The sequence below is a fragment of the Dinoroseobacter sp. S76 genome, from assembly GCF_049801095.1.
Taxonomy (GTDB): domain Bacteria; phylum Pseudomonadota; class Alphaproteobacteria; order Rhodobacterales; family Rhodobacteraceae; genus Dinoroseobacter.
This window is the reverse complement of the sequence record NZ_JBNAGH010000002.1, coordinates 585782-604559: the sequence shown is the minus strand read 5'-3', so window position 1 is coordinate 604559 and position 18778 is coordinate 585782. Positions and strand designations below refer to the sequence as shown.

General features: G+C 65.8%; 15 protein-coding genes. 8 read left to right on the top strand and 7 right to left on the bottom strand.

The features are described 5' to 3' along the window. Positions 1-29 precede the first annotated feature (29 nt). The 4 genes from ACP153_RS08690 (at position 30) to ACP153_RS08675 (ending at position 3455) form a co-directional block, all read left to right on the top strand. Entirely contained in the window at positions 30-908 is an 879-nt protein-coding gene (locus ACP153_RS08690; protein ID WP_424970585.1) for an AAA family ATPase, read from the top strand. Then, entirely contained in the window at positions 905-2083 is a 1179-nt protein-coding gene (locus ACP153_RS08685; protein ID WP_424970584.1) for a vWA domain-containing protein, read from the top strand. Before ACP153_RS08690 ends, ACP153_RS08685 begins: the two co-directional genes overlap by 4 nt. Then, positions 2083-2898 carry an XdhC family protein gene (locus ACP153_RS08680; RefSeq protein WP_424970583.1) on the top strand — a complete coding sequence of 272 codons (816 nt, stop codon included), beginning with the start codon at positions 2083-2085 and terminating at the stop codon, positions 2896-2898. Before ACP153_RS08685 ends, ACP153_RS08680 begins: the two co-directional genes overlap by 1 nt. Positions 2899-3002: 104 nt before the next feature. Next, a complete protein-coding gene (locus ACP153_RS08675) occupies positions 3003-3455 on the top strand; it encodes a CoxG family protein (RefSeq protein ID WP_424970768.1) in 453 nt (150 codons plus the stop codon). Positions 3456-3512: 57 nt separating this feature from the next. Here ACP153_RS08675 and ACP153_RS08670 read toward each other — a convergent pair whose 3' ends face one another. The 5 genes from ACP153_RS08670 to ACP153_RS08650 all read right to left on the bottom strand — a co-directional run bounded on the left by ACP153_RS08670 (position 3513) and on the right by ACP153_RS08650 (position 9352). Beyond that, complete coding sequence (locus ACP153_RS08670) at positions 3513-4490, bottom strand: 2-dehydropantoate 2-reductase (protein ID WP_424970582.1); 978 nt, start codon at positions 4488-4490, stop codon at positions 3513-3515. A 113-nt stretch (positions 4491-4603) separates the two neighbouring features. Beyond that, positions 4604-6145, bottom strand: a complete 1542-nt coding sequence (locus tag ACP153_RS08665; protein WP_424970581.1) for an acyl--CoA ligase — start codon at positions 6143-6145, stop codon at positions 4604-4606. Between the two features lie 115 nt (positions 6146-6260). Further along, a complete protein-coding gene (locus ACP153_RS08660; protein ID WP_424970580.1) occupies positions 6261-7775 on the bottom strand; it encodes a tripartite tricarboxylate transporter permease in 1515 nt (504 codons plus the stop codon). A gap of 12 nt (positions 7776-7787) precedes the next feature. Then, positions 7788-8279, bottom strand: coding sequence for a tripartite tricarboxylate transporter TctB family protein (locus ACP153_RS08655; protein WP_424970579.1), 492 nt, complete (start codon positions 8277-8279; stop codon positions 7788-7790). Positions 8280-8365: 86 nt separating this feature from the next. Then, positions 8366-9352 (bottom strand): tripartite tricarboxylate transporter substrate binding protein, encoded by a 987-nt coding sequence (locus ACP153_RS08650; protein WP_424970578.1) that lies wholly within the window; start codon positions 9350-9352, stop codon positions 8366-8368. A gap of 166 nt (positions 9353-9518) precedes the next feature. On the opposite strand from ACP153_RS08650, the gene ACP153_RS08645 reads away from it, so the two are divergent. Beyond that, positions 9519-10925, top strand: a complete 1407-nt coding sequence (locus ACP153_RS08645) for a helix-turn-helix domain-containing protein (RefSeq protein WP_424970577.1) — start codon at positions 9519-9521, stop codon at positions 10923-10925. A gap of 126 nt (positions 10926-11051) precedes the next feature. On the opposite strand, the gene ACP153_RS08640 is transcribed toward ACP153_RS08645, so the two are convergent. Both ACP153_RS08640 and pepN read right to left on the bottom strand, forming a co-directional pair. Then, positions 11052-11795: an SDR family oxidoreductase gene (locus ACP153_RS08640; RefSeq protein ID WP_424970576.1), complete on the bottom strand. Its 744-nt coding sequence runs from the start codon at positions 11793-11795 to the stop codon at positions 11052-11054. Positions 11796-11821: 26 nt separating this feature from the next. Beyond that, entirely contained in the window at positions 11822-14377 is a 2556-nt protein-coding gene (pepN, locus tag ACP153_RS08635; RefSeq protein ID WP_424970575.1) for an aminopeptidase N, read from the bottom strand. 216 nt (positions 14378-14593) lie between these two features. On the opposite strand from pepN, the gene ACP153_RS08630 reads away from it, so the two are divergent. The 3 genes from ACP153_RS08630 to ACP153_RS08620 all read left to right on the top strand — a co-directional run bounded on the left by ACP153_RS08630 (position 14594) and on the right by ACP153_RS08620 (position 18690). After that, positions 14594-16159, top strand: coding sequence for an FAD-binding domain-containing protein (locus tag ACP153_RS08630; protein WP_424970574.1), 1566 nt, complete (start codon positions 14594-14596; stop codon positions 16157-16159). Beyond that, positions 16159-16347: a DUF2256 domain-containing protein gene (locus ACP153_RS08625; RefSeq protein WP_424970573.1), complete on the top strand. Its 189-nt coding sequence runs from the start codon at positions 16159-16161 to the stop codon at positions 16345-16347. The genes ACP153_RS08630 and ACP153_RS08625 overlap by 1 nt, the downstream gene beginning before the upstream one ends. Positions 16348-16515: 168 nt before the next feature. After that, a complete protein-coding gene (locus ACP153_RS08620) occupies positions 16516-18690 on the top strand; it encodes a malate synthase G (protein WP_424970572.1) in 2175 nt (724 codons plus the stop codon). Positions 18691-18778: the final 88 nt, after the last annotated feature.

Sequence of the window (18778 nt, the reverse complement as noted above, 5' to 3'; positions counted from 1 at the left end):
TCCTGCCCTCGCGGACCGTCGGTGATGACATGACCAATTGGACCGACTTGCAAAGGGCCATGGGGGAGACGGGCTATGTGGCCTCGGATGATCTCGCCATGGCCCTGCATATCGCCGGGCGTCTCGGGCGACCCCTCCTGCTGGAGGGGGCGGCGGGCGTTGGCAAGACCGAGGTCGCGCGTGTGCTGGCCGCCGTGCAGGACACGCGCCTGATCCGCCTGCAATGCTATGAAGGGCTCGACGCCTCTCACGCGATCTATGAATGGAACTACCAGCGGCAGCTCTTGGCGATCCGCGCTGCCGCCGAGGATGGGGCGGGCGCGCGCGCTGCGGAAGAGCGCGTCTTTTCCGAGGAGTTCCTGCTGGAACGGCCTCTGCTGGCCGCGATCCGGCAGGAAAAGTCCCCGGTTCTGCTCATCGACGAGATTGACCGGGCGGATGAAGAGTTCGAGGCCTACCTGCTGGAAATCCTGTCCGAGTACCAGATCACCGTGCCCGAGCTCGGCACCCTGAAGGCCGTCACGCGCCCCACGGTGATCCTGACCGCGAACGGGACCCGAGACCTGAGCGATGCGCTGCGCCGGCGCTGCGTCTATGCCTATGTGGACTATCCCAGCCGCGAGACAGAGCTTGAGATCCTCATCGCGCGTTGTCCCGAGATCGCCGACCATCTGGCGGCGCAGATCGTGGGCTTCGTGCAATCCGTGCGGCGCGAGGATCTGGAGAAGAAACCGGGCATCGCCGAGATGCTCGACTTTGCTGCCGCGCTCTCCGGGCTGGGGATCGCTGATCTCAACGATGATCCGCAGGTGCTGGGCGCGACCCTCGCGACCTTGCTGAAAACCCGGACGGATCGCGATGCTCTGCCGCTTGAGGTGGCCCAGCGGCTCGCGGGGAAGGCGGCATGAGCCGCGTCACCCGCTTTGCCGCCCGGGACGAAGGGCCTGCGGCGCGGATGGCCGGGTTCATGGCCCATCTGCGCAGCCATGGCATGACGCTCGGCGTGGGGGCTACCGAGCTGGGGATGGAGGCGCTGTCTTGCGTTGACTGCACCACGCCCCGCACCGCCCGGGCCGCTCTGCGCGCGGTTTGCGCGGGCAATCAGGCGGAGGTCGCGGAGTTCGACGCACTCTTCGACGCCTATTGGCTGAGCGGCGGGCGGGTGCGGGAAAAAGCTGTCCCGAGCCCCAAGGCCCCCACGCCGCAAAACAGTTCCTCGGAGTTTGCCGAAGGACCCCAGTCCGGAGGACGGGGCCGCGCCGAGAGCCCGGAAGACGGGCAGGGCGAGGCCGAGGCCGATGGCGAGGGCAAGCTTGTCGCCTCCGGTATCGAGAACATGATGAAGAAGGATCTGCGCGAGGTCGTCTCGGCTGCGGATATCCGCGCCGCCGAGCGGGTCGCCGAACGCTTGGGGCGAGCCCTGCGCGACCAACGCTCCCGCCGTCGAAAGGCCGCGACCCGTGGCCCGGGCGTGGATTTCCGGCGGACGATCCGCCGGTCTCTGGCCACGGGCGGGGAGCCTTTGCGCCTTGCCCGCCGCCGCCGCCCAGATCGTCCGGTGAAGATTGCAGCACTCTGCGACGTGTCGGGCTCCATGACGGTCTATGCCCGGGTCTTCCTCGCCTTTCTCGCGGGGCTGATGCGGGCCGATCCCGCCTCGGACGCCTATCTCTTTCACACGCGGCTGGTGCGGATCACCGGCGCGCTGCGCGACGACGACCCAATCCGCGCCCTGAACCGGTTGAGCCTGCTGGCGGACGGGTTCGGGGGCGGCTCGAAGATCGGCGCGGCGCTTGACACCTATGCCAGCACCTATGCCCGCCGCTTCGTGGACAACCGGACGGTCGTGCTGATCCTCTCCGATGGCTACGACACCGGCGAGACCGGGCAGACCGGCGCAGCGCTGGCGCGTCTGAAGCGCCGCGGTTGCAAGGTGATCTGGCTGAACCCGTTGAAATCATGGCGGGACTATGCGCCCGTCTCAAGCGCGATGGCGGCGGCCATGCCCCATCTCGATCTCTTCGCACCGGCGGCCACGCTCAGCGATCTGGCCGCGCTTGAATCACATCTGGGAGGGATCTGATGGACGCTCTGGACCGTGAGATCGCAGGGCTGCGCGCGGAGGGCCGCGCCTTCGCTGTCGCCACCGTGGTGCGCACGCTCGAGGCCACCTCGGCCAAGCCCGGGGCCAAGGCGCTGGTCTCAGCCGACGGCGAGATCCTCGCCGGTTGGGTCGGCGGTGGCTGCATCCGGGGTGCCATTGGTCGCGCCGCGCGGGAGGCCGTCGCCGATGGCGAGACCCGCTTTCTGTCCCTGCGCCCCGAAGAAATCCTCGAGGCTGAGGGCGTCGCCCCCGGCGAAGAACGCGCGGGCGTCCGGTTCGCCCGTAATGGCTGCCCTTCCAAAGGGTCGATGGATGTGTTCGTGGAACCTGTCTTGCCGCGACCGGTCCTGCAGATTTGCGGCGCGGGGCCCGTGGCGCGGGCGCTGGCCCGGCTTGGGGCCGGGTTCGATTTCGACCTTGCCCTCGCCGCACCAGGCCTGTCGGCCGAGGAAGCGCCCGAGGGCGTGCGCCTCGCTGACAGCTATGCCTTTGACACGGGCGCCGATGCGGCGCGCTTTCTGGTGATCGCGACCCAGGGGAAGGGCGACGAGGCGGCCCTGCGCGCGGCCCTCGCCGCCGGAGGCAGCTATATCGCCTTTGTCGGCAGCCGCCGGAAATTCGCCACCCTGCGCGCCCGGCTCGAGGCCGATGGCATCGCGCCTGACCTGCTCGACCGGGTCAAGGCGCCCGCCGGGCTCGACATCAAGGCCATCACGCCGGAGGAAATCGCGCTCTCGATTCTCGCGGAGATCGTCGCGGCCCGCCGCAGCCCCCAACGGGAGGCGGGCGCATGAGGGCCCTGCGCCGGTTTCTGGCCCGCTTGCGGCCCACCAAGGCTCAGGCCGATGTGCTGAGCCGCATCAAGTTTCCCTGTTGCTGAGAGGAGCACGCCATGTCCTTGAACCTGATCGATGAGATCGAGATCCCCGCGCCCCGCGCCACGGTCTATGCCGCGCTGAACGACCCGGAGATCCTGCGCGACTGCATCCCGGGATGTGAAGAGCTGATCCAGCATTCGGAAACCGAGCTGGAGGCAAAGGTCGTGCTCAAGATCGGGCCTGTCAAGGCGCGTTTCACGGGCCATGTGACCCTCGATCCCAGCGGCGCGCCGGAGCGGTTCTCGCTCGCGGGCGAGGGCTCGGGCGGGGCGGCGGGGTTTGCCAAGGGTGGCGCGGATGTGGTGCTGGAAGATCGCGGGTCCGAGACCCTGCTCAGCTACACCGCCAAGGCCGAGATCGGTGGCAAGCTGGCGCAGCTCGGCTCGCGTCTGGTGGCGGCCACGGCGAAAAAGCTCTCTGCCAAGTTCTTTGCCAGTTTCAAGGACAAGGTCGCCGAGACGGCCGACGCCTGAGCCCACTCACGGAACCAGGCCCCTCAGGGCGCGCGGGCTGCGCGCCCTTTTTCGTGCTTAGTAGAGCCCGGCGGTTTTGCCACGCAAGGCCACGAGCGACAGCACCGTGTCGATCGTCGGCGTTGGGGTCTCGGTCAGACGCCCGAGCTCCTGCACGGAGGTGACCAGCGCGTCGATCTCCATGGGTCGCCCCTGGTCGAGATCCTGCCACATGGAGGTCCGGTGTGCCCCCACCGCCGCGCCGCCATCGATGCGTTTCTCCACATCGATCGGGAACTTCACGCCCAGCTTCTCAGCGATCTCCTGCGCTTCCAGCATCATGCCCTTGGCCACCGCGCGCGTGCCGGGATCGGTGCAGAGCACATCGAGCGTCGCATGGGTCAGCGCCGAGATCGGGTTGAACGAGAGGTTCCCCCACAGCTTCACCCAGATCTCGTCACGGATCCGTGGCCGCACAGGCGCCTTCAGACCCGCCGAGGACAGCGCCTTGGAAAGCGCCATGGCCCGCTCCGACCGCTCGCCCGAGGGCTCGCCCAGGGAGAACCGATTGCCCTCGATATGGTTGATCACGCCGGGCTCAATCACCTCAGCAGCGGGATAAACCACACAGCCCAGAACCCGGTCGGGGCCGAACCCGTCCCATTGGGCATTGCCCGGATCCACCGAGGCCAGCCGTGTCCCCTCCAGATCCGTGCCGACCTTGTGGAAATACCACCAGGGCACCCCGTTCACCCCTGACACGATGGTCGTCTCCGGCCCGATCAGCGGCTGCATCTTGGGCACAACGGGTGGTACGGAATGGGCCTTGAGCGTGACGATCACATAGTCCTGCGGGCCCAGATCCTCCGGGTTGTCCGAGGCGGTGACCGACACATTGCTGCGCTGGTCGCCCTCCTCGATCAGGGTCAGCCCATTGGCCTGCATCGCCGCCAGATGCGGGCCGCGCGCCACAAGGCTCACATCCGCCCCGGCCTGCGCCAGTTTCACGCCCATATAGCCGCCAATGGCGCCAGCGCCGAATACACAGATCTTCATAGACCTCTCCCACGCCCGCCTGCTCGCGCGCGTTCTTCTTCATTGTTCCTGAAATACTCCCGCCGGAGGCGTCCCGCAGGCGCCACCGGCGTTCCGTTCGGACCAGACGCGGCTCAGGCCGCCTGTTCCACCAGTCCGAGCTTCTCGGCCATCCCGATGCGCTGGATCTTGCCCGTGGCCCCCTTGGGCAACTCATCGAGCAGCACGACCTTGCGCGGCACCTTGAAATCCGCCAGCCGCGAGGCGGCGAAATCGCGGATATCCCGCTCGGTCATCTCGGAGCCTTCGGTCAGCACCACGGCAGCCGCGACCTCCTCGCCGAGCTTGGGGTGGGGCAGGGCGAAGGTGACGACCTGGGCAATCTCCGCGTGGTCCAGTAGGATCGCATCGACCTCGAGCGGCGAGACCTTCTCGCCACCGCGATTGATGATCTCCTTCAGGCGTCCGGTCAGGGACAGATAGCCATCCCCATCAAAGGCCCCCTGATCGCCGGTCCGGAACCAGCGCGCGCCCTCGGCCTCAAAAAAGCTCTTGGCATTGGCGTCCGGATTGCCCTCATAGCCTGGCGTCACATTCGGCCCCGAGATCACGACCTCGCCAATCGTGGCGCTGTCGATCAGAACATCCTCGCTCTCATGGGCGATCCGCACTAGCGGTCCGGCGGGCACACCCACGGATCCGGCCTTCTGCGTGTCAAAGCCCAGCGGGTTGGAGCACATCTGATGGGTCGCCTCGGTCATGCCGTAACCCTCGATCACCGGCGCGCCAAAGGTCTCTTGCAGCTCGGCCATCACGGGCGGGGGCAGGGAGGCGGAAGAAGACCGCAGGAACCTCAGATTGGCGCCCTCGATGATCTCGGCATTGCGGCCCGCGCGGCTCAGGATCGCCTGATGCATGGTCGGCACAGCGGTGTACCAGCTCGGCTTGCAGGTCTCGAGCTGCCCAAAAAAGGCCAGCGCATTGAAGCCCGGCGTACACCAGATCGACGCGCCCGCCTCCAGCGAGGCCGACACCGCCGCGATCAGCCCATGGATATGGAAGAGCGGCATGACATTCATGCAGCGATCCGCCGGGGTCAGCTCCAGCGAGGCGCGGATATTGGCCGCCGAGGCCGCCACATTGGATTGCAAAAGCGGAACGATCTTGGGCCGCGACGTTGTTCCGGACGTGTGCAGGATCAGCGCCACATCGCCCGGCTCGGGCGTCGCAGTATCCGCTGTCCCGGCGTTGCCTTCTGGCGTCAGGGTAAAGGTCCCCGCCGGCTGGGCCGCGTCAAAACTCAACCGGATCACAGTTAGGCCAGAGCTTTGCGCCGCCGCCAGAGCCGGGCCGTCATAACCCTCGGCCAGAACAATTGCCTTGGCGTTCAGATCGCTCAGGTAGAACTCGTACTCTTCCTGCCGGTAGCTCGGGTTCAAGGGCGCGGTGGTCGCCGTCTGGGCGATGGTCACAAAGGCCGAGGCCATCTCGGGACCGTTGGGCAGCACGATCGCCACCCGGTCGCCGCGACCGACCCCTGCGGCGTGCAGCGCATCGCGCGTGGCCGCCGATTGCGCACGCAGCCCGCCATAGCTCAGCCAGTCGCGCTCGGGGGCGCCAATGGCGGGCGCATCCTCCCCATGGGTTGCGATGAGCTCAGAAACCGTCTGTGCCATGAAAACTCCCCTCGTCTTTCTGCGTCGCACACGCGGGCGCCGGGGTTGCTCCGGCGGGTTGGTCCGCGATGGGTCTGAGGGGCCCGCTCCCGAGGGCCCCTGGATTGGGTTCGGCTTACTCCGCCGGAACCTGGTTCTTGCCCGGCTTTCTGACATATTTCAGCAGCGGAAGCAGGAAGAAAATCAGCGCCAGCAGCATGAATGTAGCCGAGAGCGGACGCTCGACAAATGCAAACACATTGCCTTGCTCCATCACCAACGTCTGGCGGAAGCTTTTCTCCATCAGCGGCCCGAGCACCAGCGCCAGCACCAGAGGCGCGAGCGGATAATCCGCCTTGCGCAGGATGTAGCCCGCAATGCCGAAACCTGCGATCAGCCACACATCATGGAGCTTCTGGCTCGGGGCAAAACCGCCCACGATGCAGAGCACGATGACAATGGCGCAGAGCACGGTGAAGGGCATACGCAGGGCCCAGACAAAGAGCGGGATCAGCGCGAGATTAATCAGAACCGCCGCCGCATTGGCCGTATAGAGCGAGCTGATCAGGCCCCAGACGAAATCCGGCTGCTCGATAAAGAGCATCGGTCCGGGCACGAGGCCCCACATCACCATGCCCCCAAGCAGCAGCGCGGTGGTGGGCGAGCCCGGGATGCCCAGGGTCAGCATCGGCAGGAGCGAGCCGGTCGAAGCCGCGTTATTTGCGGTTTCCGGGGCGGCGACGCCCTCGATCTCGCCCTTGCCGAAATTCTTGCCCTTCTTCGAGGTCGTCCGCGCAATCCCATAAGCCATGAGAGAGGCGGGCGTCGCCCCGGCGGCGGGCAGCATCCCCACGAAGAACCCGAGGAAGGAGCCGATGGACATGGTCCTCCATAGCTGGTTCATCCGCGCGAGACCCGCGCGCAGCTCCGAGAATGTGATCTTGGCGGGCGTAACTTGCGGCGCGGATTTCGAGGTCTCGATCGTGTGGAGCACCTCGCCAATCCCATAAACGCCGATGGCCAGCACCAGGAAGGAGATCCCGGCATAAAAGCCCGGCATATCCCCGAAGATCAGGCGCGGCTGGCCGGAAATCAGATCAAGGCCCACGGTGCTCAGCACGAGACCCAGACAGATCATGATCACCGTTTTCAGCGGGTCGTCTCCGCCCAGTCCCACGAAGGTGGTGAAGGCCAGAAGGACGAGCGCGAACTCCTCCGCTGGTCCAAAGGCGAGCGCCAGATCCGCAAGCGGTGCCGCAAAGGCGGTGAACAGGATGACCGAGATCGTACCGCCCACGAAGGAGGCCACGGCCGCCGCGATCAGGGCGAGACCGGCCTGACCCTTTTGCGCCATGGGGCGTCCGTCAAAGGTGGTGGCGACCGCCGTGGATGCGCCGGGGATCCCCAGCAGGATCGAGCTCACCGCGCCGCCATACATGGCGCCATAGTAGATCGCGGCGAGAAAGATGATGGCGGAGGCGGGCGGGACCACGAAGGTCAGGGGCAGCACAATCGCCACCCCGTTCACCGAGCCGAGCCCGGGCATCGCGCCGATGAAGAGGCCCACCGTCACCCCGATGATGACGATGAAAAGGTTGAGCGGGCTCAGGGATGTGGCGAACCCGTCGGCCAACAGAGCAAAGATATCCATGTCCGGGGTCCTTTAGAAAAACGCAGCATAGAGCGGCAGGAACAGCGGTTCCGTCACGCCCTTGGGCAGCAGGATTTTCAGGGTCACTTCGAAAAAGAAGAAGATGAAGACCGGCACGCTGATGGTCAGGATCGCCGTCAGCCGCCAGCCATGGCCGCCAAAGATCCGTAGATACCACAGCATGAAAAGCGGCAGTGCCACATAGGCCCCGACAAAGGGCAGGATCGCGATGGTCAGGATCACCGATGCCGAGACCGCAAAGACCGAGCGGCGGGTTTCGGGGTCAAAGAAGGGCTCTGCGTCGTCGGGCTCTGCCGCGCGCAGGGATTTGACCAGCACGCCCGCCGAGGCGAGCAGCATCACGCCCGAGAGCCAGAAGGGAAACGCCCCGCCCCCGGGGCCCTCATATTCGACCCATCCGATGGGCAAGACCAATGCGTGGATCATGAAATATCCCGACAGACCCATCAGGGCCATCGCGATCAGGCTTTCGGCTTTCAGCATACCCCAACCCCTTGTGAATGCTTGTTCTTATGCGCAAGCGCGGGCCGCCTCCGGGGCCGCCCGCGCTCTGTCCGGCGTAGGGGATCTTACGAGCCGGTTTCACCTTCCATTTCCTTCAGGATCGCGGCGTGCTTGTCGCGCTCCTCGAGGAAATAGGCCTGCAGGGCGTCCCCGGTGAGGAAGTCGGACATGAGCGCCTTCTCCTCGGTATAGGTCTTCCACTCCTCGGTCTGGGCCAGGCCTTCGAACATGGCGGTGTAATAGGCCACGGCCTCGGCGGGCATGTCCTTGGGACCGACGAAGGAGCGCTGCATCCAGTAGACGATGTCATGGCCAAGCTCGGTGGCCGTCGGCACGTCCGGGAAGACCGCGAGACGCTCGGGCGTGAAGGCGGCGATCGGACGGACCTTGCCGGCCTTCCAGAAGCCCATCTGCTCGGACGGGTTGTTCACGGTCGCATCGATATGCCCCCCCACGAGGTTTTTGGCCACGGTGCCGCCCCCCTTGAAGGGCACATAGGTGTGCTTGATGCCGAACTCTTTCTCGAGCATCGCGGTCACAAGGCTGTCCTCTTGCCCGGTGCCGGTGCCTCCCATCTTCCATGTGCCGCCTGCTGCCTGCACGGCGGCGACGTAATCATCGAGGGTCTTGATGTCGCTATCGGCATTGACCCAGAGCACGAAGGTGTCGAGCGCCATGCGCGCCAACGGGGTGTATTCGGAGATGTCGACGCCGATATCCGTGCGGATCGGGGTGGTGTAGTAGCTGTTAAGCGTCGCCATGATGGTGTGGGCGTCACCGGGCTTGTCCTTGAGGTACCGCAGCGCCTCGGCACCGGAGCCACCGCCCTTGTTTACGGGCAGGACGGGCATGGAGGCCAAGTTTTCCTTCTGAATGATCGACTGGAACAGACGCGCGAGGCGGTCCGCACCACCGCCCTGACCGGCCATGATGACCATTTCGATGGGCTTGTTCGGCTTCCAGTCATCATCGGCCACGGCAGGGGCGGCAAGGGATGTCGCGGCGGCGGCGGCAACGGCCATAGCGGCGCGGCGGGTGAAGTTGAATGTCATATGGTGTCCTCCCTGATGACCTTTGAGCGACCCGTGAGGGCCGCGCCCCGTGCTGGGCGTGAGGTGCAACATGGAGCGCTGTTCCGGAGATTTCACTGGATTTCGGGTTGGCGTGTTATATGTCTGAGTAACAGAGCTGATATTTGTAAACTTGTTAGGTTTCGCCATGCGCAAAACCCTGGTGGGCCCCCGGTTGCGGGCCCTGCGGCGTGAACGCAATCAGACACAGGCGGAGATGGCCCAGGCCCTCGGTGTGTCGGCGGCCTATGTGAACCTTCTGGAGAATAACCAGCGCTCGCTCTCGGTTCAGATGCTCATGGCGCTGACCGAGACCTACAACGTTGATTGGCGGGATCTGGTCAAGGACGACGCGGCCACGCAGCTCACGGATCTGCGCCACGCGATGCAGGATCCTGTCTTTGACGATGGGGCGCCGGATCTGACCGAGCTGCGCGCGGCACTGGATCATGCGCCCAAGCTGGTGACCCGGTTCTTACAGCTTCATCAGTCCCATCGCGCGACCCTGGAGAAGGTGATGCGCATGGGCTCCGATGGGGGCTTACCCGATCTTGTGGCGACCTCGCCCGAGACGATCATCCACGACTTTTTTCGCAATCATCGCAATCACTTCGATGAGCTGGAATGCGCGGCCGAAGCTGTTCGCGCTGCCATGCCGGGCGGGCCGGATGATGTCTATTCCGACCTCAAGGAGCGGCTCAACCGGCAGCATGGGATCACCGTCACGCTGGAGCGGATCCATGATATGCCCGACAGTCTGCGGGTCTATGATGAGGAGGCGAAACGGCTGCGCCTGTCCGAAGCGCTGGACCATCCGAACCGGATTTTCCAGCTGGCCCATGTGCTGGGGTTGGTAGAGTTTCCCGAGATTTTTGACAGTCTGACGGCGGGTGCGGGCCTGTCGGAGAAGTCCGGTCTGGCGCGCTGCCGGGTGGAGCTGGCCAACTATTTCGCGGCGGCCCTTTTGATGCCCTATGAGGCGATTCTCGAGTTGGCGGAGCGCACGCGATACGACGTGGACCGGATTGCGGCGGCGTTTTCCGTCGCCTTCGAGCAAGTCTGCCATCGGCTCACCACTTTGCAGCGGGACGGGGCCAAGGGGGTGCCGTTTTTCTTCATGCGGATCGACAAGGCGGGAAATGTTACGAAGCGATTCAACTCCACGTCGTTTCATCTTGCCGAGTATGGCGGGGCCTGTCCGGTCTGGAACATCCACAATACGTTCACCTCGCCCGGCGTGATCCTGCCGCAATTCGTGGAACTGCCCGATGGGGAGCAGTTCTTCACCATCAGCCGGACCACGGATCGCCCGGTCTTCAGCCGCGATACGCAGGAGCGGCGGCTGGCGGTGGCCTTGGGCTGCGAGCTCAGCCATGCGGAGCGGATCGGTTATGCGGCGCCCTATCGGCTGAGCGATGCAAACCTCTTTTGGAAGATCGGGATCAATTGCCAGATGTGCCCGCGCCAGAGCTGCTCCCAGCGCGCGCATCAGCCCTTGCATATGGATTTGCCGCTGGACACGAACCGGCGCGGCAACACCCGTTACGAAAGCTGAATTGGCTTAGCGGAGCCGGGCTCTGCCCGGCACGTGAGGGTTTGCGCCGCGCTCCGCGCGTCGCGGTGGGCGAGAGGGGCCAGCCCCTCTCGCGCTCTCCCCGGGATATTTACAGACTTAAGGAGGTTAGCGCCCGCCCGCCACATCGAGGAGCGCGCCGGTGGTGTAGCTGGCCTCCTCCGAGAGCAGGTGGAGGATGGCGCGGGCGACCTCTTCGGCGCTGCCGGGACGGGCAAGGGGGACAGTGTGGGCGAGATCTGCGGCGCGGTCGGGCAGGCCGCCCTTGGCGTGGATCTCGGTGGTGATGATGCCCGGGCGGACCGCGTTGACGCGGATGCCTTCCCCTGCAACCTCGAGGGCGAGGCCCTTGGTGAAGGTGTCGATCGCGCCTTTGGAGGCGGCGTAGTCGGCGTATTGGTTCGGGGAGCCGAGGCGCGCGGCAGCGGAGGAGAGGTTCACGATGGCGCCGCCGGGTCCGCCATGGCGGGTGGACATGCGGCGCACGGCAGCGCCCGCCACAAGGATCGCGCCCACGGTGTTGACGGCGAACATGCGCGTGACGCGCGCGGCGCTCATCTCATCGACCCGGGCAGGCACATCCACGATCCCGGCATTGTTGATCAGGCCGGTGAGCGGATGGTTCACCGCGTCGATCTCGTCAAAGAGCCGGGTGATCTGGTCCGGATCACCGATATCGGCCGCATGGAGCGATGTGGTGGCGCCCGCCGCCTGACACTCGGCAGCCACAGCCGCCGCGCCCTCGGCATCGGAGCGGTAGTGGAGCGAGAGGTGCAGGCCCGGTCGGGCCGCGAGCCGGGCGCAGGCGGCGCCGATGCCCGCGCTGGCGCCGGTGATGAGGAGATGGGACACGCGGTCCTCCGTCTTTGGCGTTGGGGTCAGGCGGCGAGGATGCGCCCGACCATTTCGGTGACGTCCCGCGACAGGCCCGGGGTGGCGGCGATCCGCTCCAGCTCGATCTTGATCAGGCGCTGGCGCTTCTCGTCATAGCGCGTCCAGCTGTCAAAGGCGCTCGACATGCGGGCGGCGGTTTGCGGATTGAGCGGATCGAGCCGGATCAGCCAATCTGCCAAGAGTTCATAGCCTTCGCCCGTGGCCGTGTGGAAGCCCGCTGTGTTCATGGTGAGTGCGCCGAGGGTGCTGCGGAAGCGGTTCGGGTTTTTCCAGTCGAAATCCTGATGCGCGGTCAGGGCCTTGCAGGCGCGCACGGCCTTGTCGGGGGCGGCAAGCGAGATCTGCAGGGCGAACCATTTGTCCATCACGAGCCGGTCGCCGGACCATTGCTCGTAGAAGGTGCTGACCGCATTGGTGCCCTTGCCGATGCTGAGGAGCGCGCCGAAGGCCGAAAGCTGTTCTGTCATGTTGTCCGCGCCGAGGAACTGCGCCTTGGCCCGCGCGCCGTCATCGGTCTCCGACAGCAGGCGCAGCGCCGTGCCGCGCAGGGCGCGCTGGCCGGCGGCGGTGGCATCCGGGGTATAGGGACCGGGCACGGCCATCTCTTCGTAAAGCTTCGCAAGGGGGGCTTCGCCATGGGTTGCCATAGCCTGAAGCAGGCTCTTGCGGGCAGCATGGATCGCATCCGGGTCCGGGGTGACGCCGCTGCTGTGCAGGGTTTGGGCCAGATCGTCCTCGGAGGGCAGGGCGAGCGCCAAGGCCCGGAAGGCCGGGTCGAGGCTGCCATCCTGGGCGACGGTCATCAGCGCATCGAGAAACGCCTCGGGGGGCGCCGTACCCTTGGTGACCATGGTGATCAACGTATCCTTGGCGAGGCTGCGCCCGGCCTCCCACTTGTTGAAGGGATCCGTGTCATGGGCCAGCAGCAGAAGGCGGTCTTCGCGGCTCATCCCGTGCTGCAGGATCACTGGCGCGGAAAACCCTCGTAGGAGCGACGGGACCGGGCGTTCCGGCAGGCCCTCGAAGCGGAAAGCCTGCGTGCGCTCGCGCAACACGAGGGTCTGGCTCGGCACAAGCTCCGCCCCATCGCGACCCAAAAGGCCCATGGTCACGGGGATCACTTGCGGAGACTTGCCGCTTTGCCCCGGCGTCTCGGGCAGATCCTGGCGCAGGGTGAGCGTGTAGGTGCCGTCGGACCAGGCCTCCGCCACGTCCAGCTTGGGCGTGCCGGCCTGCGCGTACCAGAGGCGGAACTGGCGGAGATCCTCGCCCGTGGCCTCCTCGAAGACCGCGATCCAGTCCTCGATCGTGCAGGCCTCGCCATCATGGCGCTCGAAATAGAGATCGCAGCCCTTGCGATAGGCCTCGGCCCCGATCAGGGTGCGCAGCATCCCGATCACCTCGGCACCCTTTTCGTAAACGGTGGCGGTGTAGAAGTTGTTGATCTCGATATACTCTTCGGGGCGCACCGGGTGCGCGAGCGGCCCCGCATCCTCCCGGAACTGCCGCGCGCGCAGCATTAGCACATCGTCTATCCGCTTGACCGCGTGGGAGCGCATGTCGCCTGAGAACTGCTGATCGCGGAAGACCGTCAAGCCCTCCTTGAGGCAGAGCTGGAACCAGTCGCGGCAGGTGATCCGGTTGCCGGTCCAGTTATGGAAATACTCATGGGCGATGATCCCCTCGATCAGCTCGTAATCGCGATCCGTCGCTGTCTCGGGCGAGGCCAACACGTATTTCGAGTTGAAAATGTTGAGGCCCTTATTCTCCATCGCGCCCATGTTGAAATCATCCACGGCGACGATCTGAAAGATATCGAGGTCGTATTCCCGACCGTATTCCGTCTCGTCCCACCGCATGGAGCGTTTCAGGGCGTCCATCGCATAGGCGCATTTGCCCTCGTCCCCCGGACGGACCCAGATCTTGAGGGCCACGTCGCGACCCGAGGCGGTGGTGAAGCTGTCCTCGACGGCGACAAGTTCCCCGGCCACGAGGGCAAAGAGATAGGCCGGTTTCGGCCAGGGATCGGTCCAGCGGCCATGTCCGCTCGGGTTGCCGTTGGACAACAGAACCGGCGTGCTGCCCTGCTCATCCGCAAAGATCCGCACATCGAACGGCGCCATCACATCCGGGCGGTCCGGGTAGAAGGTGATCTTGCGGAACCCTTCGGCCTCACATTGCGTGCAATACATGCCTTTTGACATGTAAAGCCCTTCAAGCGCTGTGTTTTCCGCCGGGGCGATCTGCACCTCGCATTCCCAAATGAAGGGCGTCTCCGGCAGTTCGGAAGCCGGGACCGTCAGCCCGGTCGCATCCGGTGTCAGGTCGAGCAACCGCCCATCCACCGTCGCCCGGATCAGGCGCAGGTCTTCGCCATCCAGACGCAGATCCGCCCCCGGCTGCAGCGGGGTGATCTTGAGCGTCGCCATGACCCGCGTGCTGAGCGGCGCGAGGCGGAACTCGAGCCCCACATGATCAATGCGAAACGGATAGGGCGTGTAGTCGGCAAGACGGATGGTTTGGGGGGCGGCGTCGCGCATGGCGGGCTCCTGCTGCTGGGCGTCTTTGCAATTTGCGACAGTTTCCCGGGAATGGCCAGTGGCCGCCGGGTGAGAATTGCGCTCTTTCTGCGGGGCGGCTGCGCGCGGCCGGTCGCGAGGCGACGTCGCGCGAAATTGCCGGAAAATCCGGCGCCTGCGGGAGGGTTCGGTGCCCGCAGCCCTTGACCCGGGGCAGGGCGCGCCGATCTCTTGGCCATGACCGATCCCGCTCCGATCCTTGTCTGGTTCAAGCGCGACCTGCGCGTGGCTGATCACCCGGCCCTGACGGCCGCTGCGCGGCTGGGGCCTGTTCTGCCGGTCTATGTGGTTGAGCCGGGCTATTGGGCGCAACCTGAGTGCTCCGCCCGGCAATGGGATTTCACTCGGGAATGTGTGGCGCGCCTGGCCGAGGATCTGGCCCGGCGCGGCGCACCGCTCCGGGTCGAGACTGGGGATGTCGTCGCCGTGTTCGAGCGTTTGCGCGGCGCACACGGCATCACGCAGATGGTCAGCCATGAGGAAACCGGATCGGGCTGGACCTATACCCGCGACCGTGCGGTCGCCGCCTGGGCCCGCGCGCAAGGGGTGCATTGGCAGGAACTGCCGCAATCCGGTGTGGTCCGCCGTCTGGACGGACGGGACGGCTGGGCGCGCAGTCGGGACCGGTTCATGGCGCAGCCGCAGCTTGACACGCCAGCGCTGCGCGGCATTGCCGGGGCAGGCGGCGGCGCGCTCCCAGACGCGGCGACGCTCGGGCTCGCCGAGGATCCCTGTCCGGACCGACAAACAGGCGGGCGGGACGCGGCGCTCTCTCTCCTGGGCGGGTTTCTGACCGAACGGGGTCAGACCTATCGCGCGGCCATGGCCAATCCTCTGGAGGGGGCGACAGCCTGCTCCCGGCTCAGCCCGCATCTGGCGCTCGGCACCCTATCGGGGCGCGAGGCGACCCAAGCCGCAGGCGCTCGCAAGGCAGAGGTCAAGGGCACGCGCGAGGGCTGGATCGGTGCGATGAAGAGCTTCGAGGCCCGTCTCGCCTGGCGCGATCACTTCATGCAGAAGCTGGAGGATGAGCCGAGCCTCGAGCATCGCTGCCTTCATACCGCCTATGAGGACCTGCGCCCCGCCACGCCCGATGCTGCGCGGTTGAATGCCTGGGCCAAGGGGGAGACAGGGCTGCCCTTCGTGGATGCTTGCATGCGGTCCCTGATCGCGACGGGCTGGCTGAACTTCCGGGCCCGGGCGATGCTGGTCGCGGTGGCCTCCTACCATCTCTGGCTGGACTGGCGCGCGTCGGGGGTCATCCTCGGGCGCTACTTCACGGATTTCGAACCGGGGATCCACTGGCCGCAGGTACAGATGCAATCGGGCACGACGGGGATGAACACTGTGCGGATCTACAACCCGGTCAAGCAGGGCCATGACAACGATCCCACAGGCGCGTTCACGCGCCGCTGGCTGCCGGAACTGGCTCCAGTGCCCGATCGCTATCTGCAGGAACCCTGGCGCTGGGAGGGGGCTGGCCAGATCCTCGACCGGAATTACCCCGCGCCCATCGTGGAGCCCAAGGCGGCCGCAGCCGAGGCGCGCCAGAAGGTCTGGGCGATCCGCACAGGCGCGGCTTTCCGCGCCGAGGCCGCGCAAGTGGTCGAGAAACACGCCAGCCGCAAGGATCCCCAGGGCCGGTTTGTGAGTGACCGCGCGCCTCGCAAGGCGAGGCGCGCCACGGCGTCGCGGAAACGCGGCGCAAAATCCCCGCCGGACCAGCTGAGCTTCGATCTCTGATGGGACGTATGCGCAAGAAATCCGACCTGCCCAGCAAGACCTGCGCCACCTGTGGTCTGCCCTTCACCTGGCGCAAGAAATGGGCGCGGGATTGGGAGCAGGTAAAATACTGCTCCGAGCGCTGTCGTCGGAACGCGCGCGACCTAGCTTCTGACCAAGACAGGCTCCCAACCGGGCGCTCTGCTTAACAAAGCTGCGCACCTGCGAAAAACCGTGCGCATTGGTCGGTTTTTCGAACCGATTTAACGAAGCCTTGTTGCCTATCGGAAACTTCTTCCCTAGTTCGTGTACGAACGCATACAATGGGGTACAGGCCCGGGTCTTGGGGACTTGCGGGCCAAAGGAGGACGTAAGGTATGGAACGGGTTGATCGCCAAGGGCTCCGGGTGGCCGCCGATCTGGCGCAGTTTATCGAAACGCAAGCGCTCCCGGGCACCGGTGTCGCGGCCGAGGCGTTCTGGTCTGGCCTCTCGGCGCTGGTCCATGAAGAGGGGCCGACCAATCGCGCCCTGCTGGCCAAGCGGGAGGACCTGCAGGCCAAGATCGACGCCTGGCACGTGGCCCATCGCGGCGCGCCCCATGATGCGGCGGCCTATGAGAGTTTCCTGCGCGAGATCGGCTATCTCGTGCCGGAGCCCGCGGATTTCGCCATCGAGACCGCCAATGTAGACCCGGAGATCGCGACCATTCCCGGCCCGCAGCTTGTCGTGCCCATCACCAATGCGCGCTACGCTTTGAACGCAGCCAATGCGCGCTGGGGGTCGCTCTATGACGCGCTCTACGGCACGGATGCCATGGGCGATGGACCTACGGGCAAGGGCTATGACCCGGAACGCGGTGCCCGTGTGATGGCCTGGGCGCGCCAGCACCTCGATGCGGCTGCACCCCTGGCCGGTGTCTCCTGGGCGGATGTGACCCGGGTGGATGTGGCCGATGGCGCGTTGGAGCTTGTGGCGGGCGATCTGCGCCCGCTCGTCGATCCGGCGCAATTCGTGGGCTACACCACGGGGCCTGCCGGCGATGTCACCTCGGTCCTCTTGCAGAAGAACGGTTTGCACCTGCGGGTCATGATCGACCCGACCAGCCCCATTGGCGCGGCGGACCCGGCGGGGATCTCCGATGTGCTGCTGGAGGCGGCGGTCTCGGCCATCATGGATTGCGAAGACAGCGTCGCCGCCGTGGATAGTGAAGACAAGGTGCAGGCCTATGGCAACTGGCTGGGCCTGATGAAAGGCGATCTGGCCGAGGAGGTCACGAAGGGCGGCAAGACCTTCACCCGCGCGCTCGCCGAGGACGTCACGGCCACGGCGCCCAATGGAGATCCGCTGGTCCTGAAGGGCCGCGCGTTGATGCTGATCCGCAATGTCGGGCATCTGATGACCAATCCGGCCATTCTCGACCGGGACGGGGCGGAAATCGGCGAGGGGCTGATGGACGCCATGGTCACCACGCTGATCGCCATGCATGATCTGGCGCGGGACGGGGGGAACTCGGTCCATGGCTCGGTCTATGTGGTCAAACCCAAGATGCACGGGCCCGAAGAGGTCGCCTTTACCGATGCGATCTTCACGCGTGTCGAGGCAGCGCTCGGCCTGCCGCGCAATACGGTCAAGATCGGCGTCATGGACGAAGAGCGGCGCACATCGGCCAATCTCAAGGCCTGTATCCATTCTGCAAAGGCGCGGGTCGCCTTCATCAACACGGGCTTTCTCGACCGCACGGGAGACGAGATCCACACCTCCATGGAGGCAGGGCCCTTCCTGCCCAAGGGCGATATGAAAGGCACGGCCTGGATCGCCTCCTACGAGGATCGCAATGTGGATATCGGGCTTGCTTGCGGGTTGCAGGGCAAGGCGCAGATCGGCAAGGGCATGTGGGCCATGCCGGACCTGATGGCGGGCATGCTGGAGGCCAAGATCGGCCATCCGCAAGCCGGGGCCAATTGCGCCTGGGTGCCGTCGCCCACGGCGGCGACCTTGCACGCCACGCATTATCATCAGGTCGATGTCTTTGCCCGGCAGGATGAGATTGCAGCAGGCGGGGCGCGGGGCACGCTCGAGGATCTGCTGACCATTCCGCTTCTTGAGGGGCGGAACCTGAGCGATGCGGAGATCGCTGCGGAGATCGAGAACAACGCCCAGGGCATTCTCGGCTATGTGGTGCGCTGGGTCGATCAGGGCGTGGGTTGCTCCAAAGTGCCAGACATTCATGATGTGGGCCTGATGGAGGATCGCGCGACCTGTCGGATCAGCTCGCAGGCACTGGCCAACTGGCTCCACCATGGGGTGGTCTCGAAGGACCAGGTCATGGAGGGGATGCGCAAGATGGCCGCCGTGGTGGATGCGCAGAACGCGTCGGATCCGAGCTATCAGCCCATGGCACCGGGCTTTGACGGGGTAGCCTTTGCCGCGGCCTGCGATCTGGTCTTTGAGGGCCGGGTACAGCCCTCGGGCTACACCGAACCGGTGCTCCATGCCCGGCGGTTGGAGCTGAAAGCCTCCTCCGCGCAGCCCACAAGCCTCAGCGCCTGAGGATCGGGGGCGGCGGGCCCATGCGCCCGCCGCGGACCCGCCTGGCCCAAGCCTTTGGGGCAAGTGCCCCTGTTTCCTTCTTTCCAAG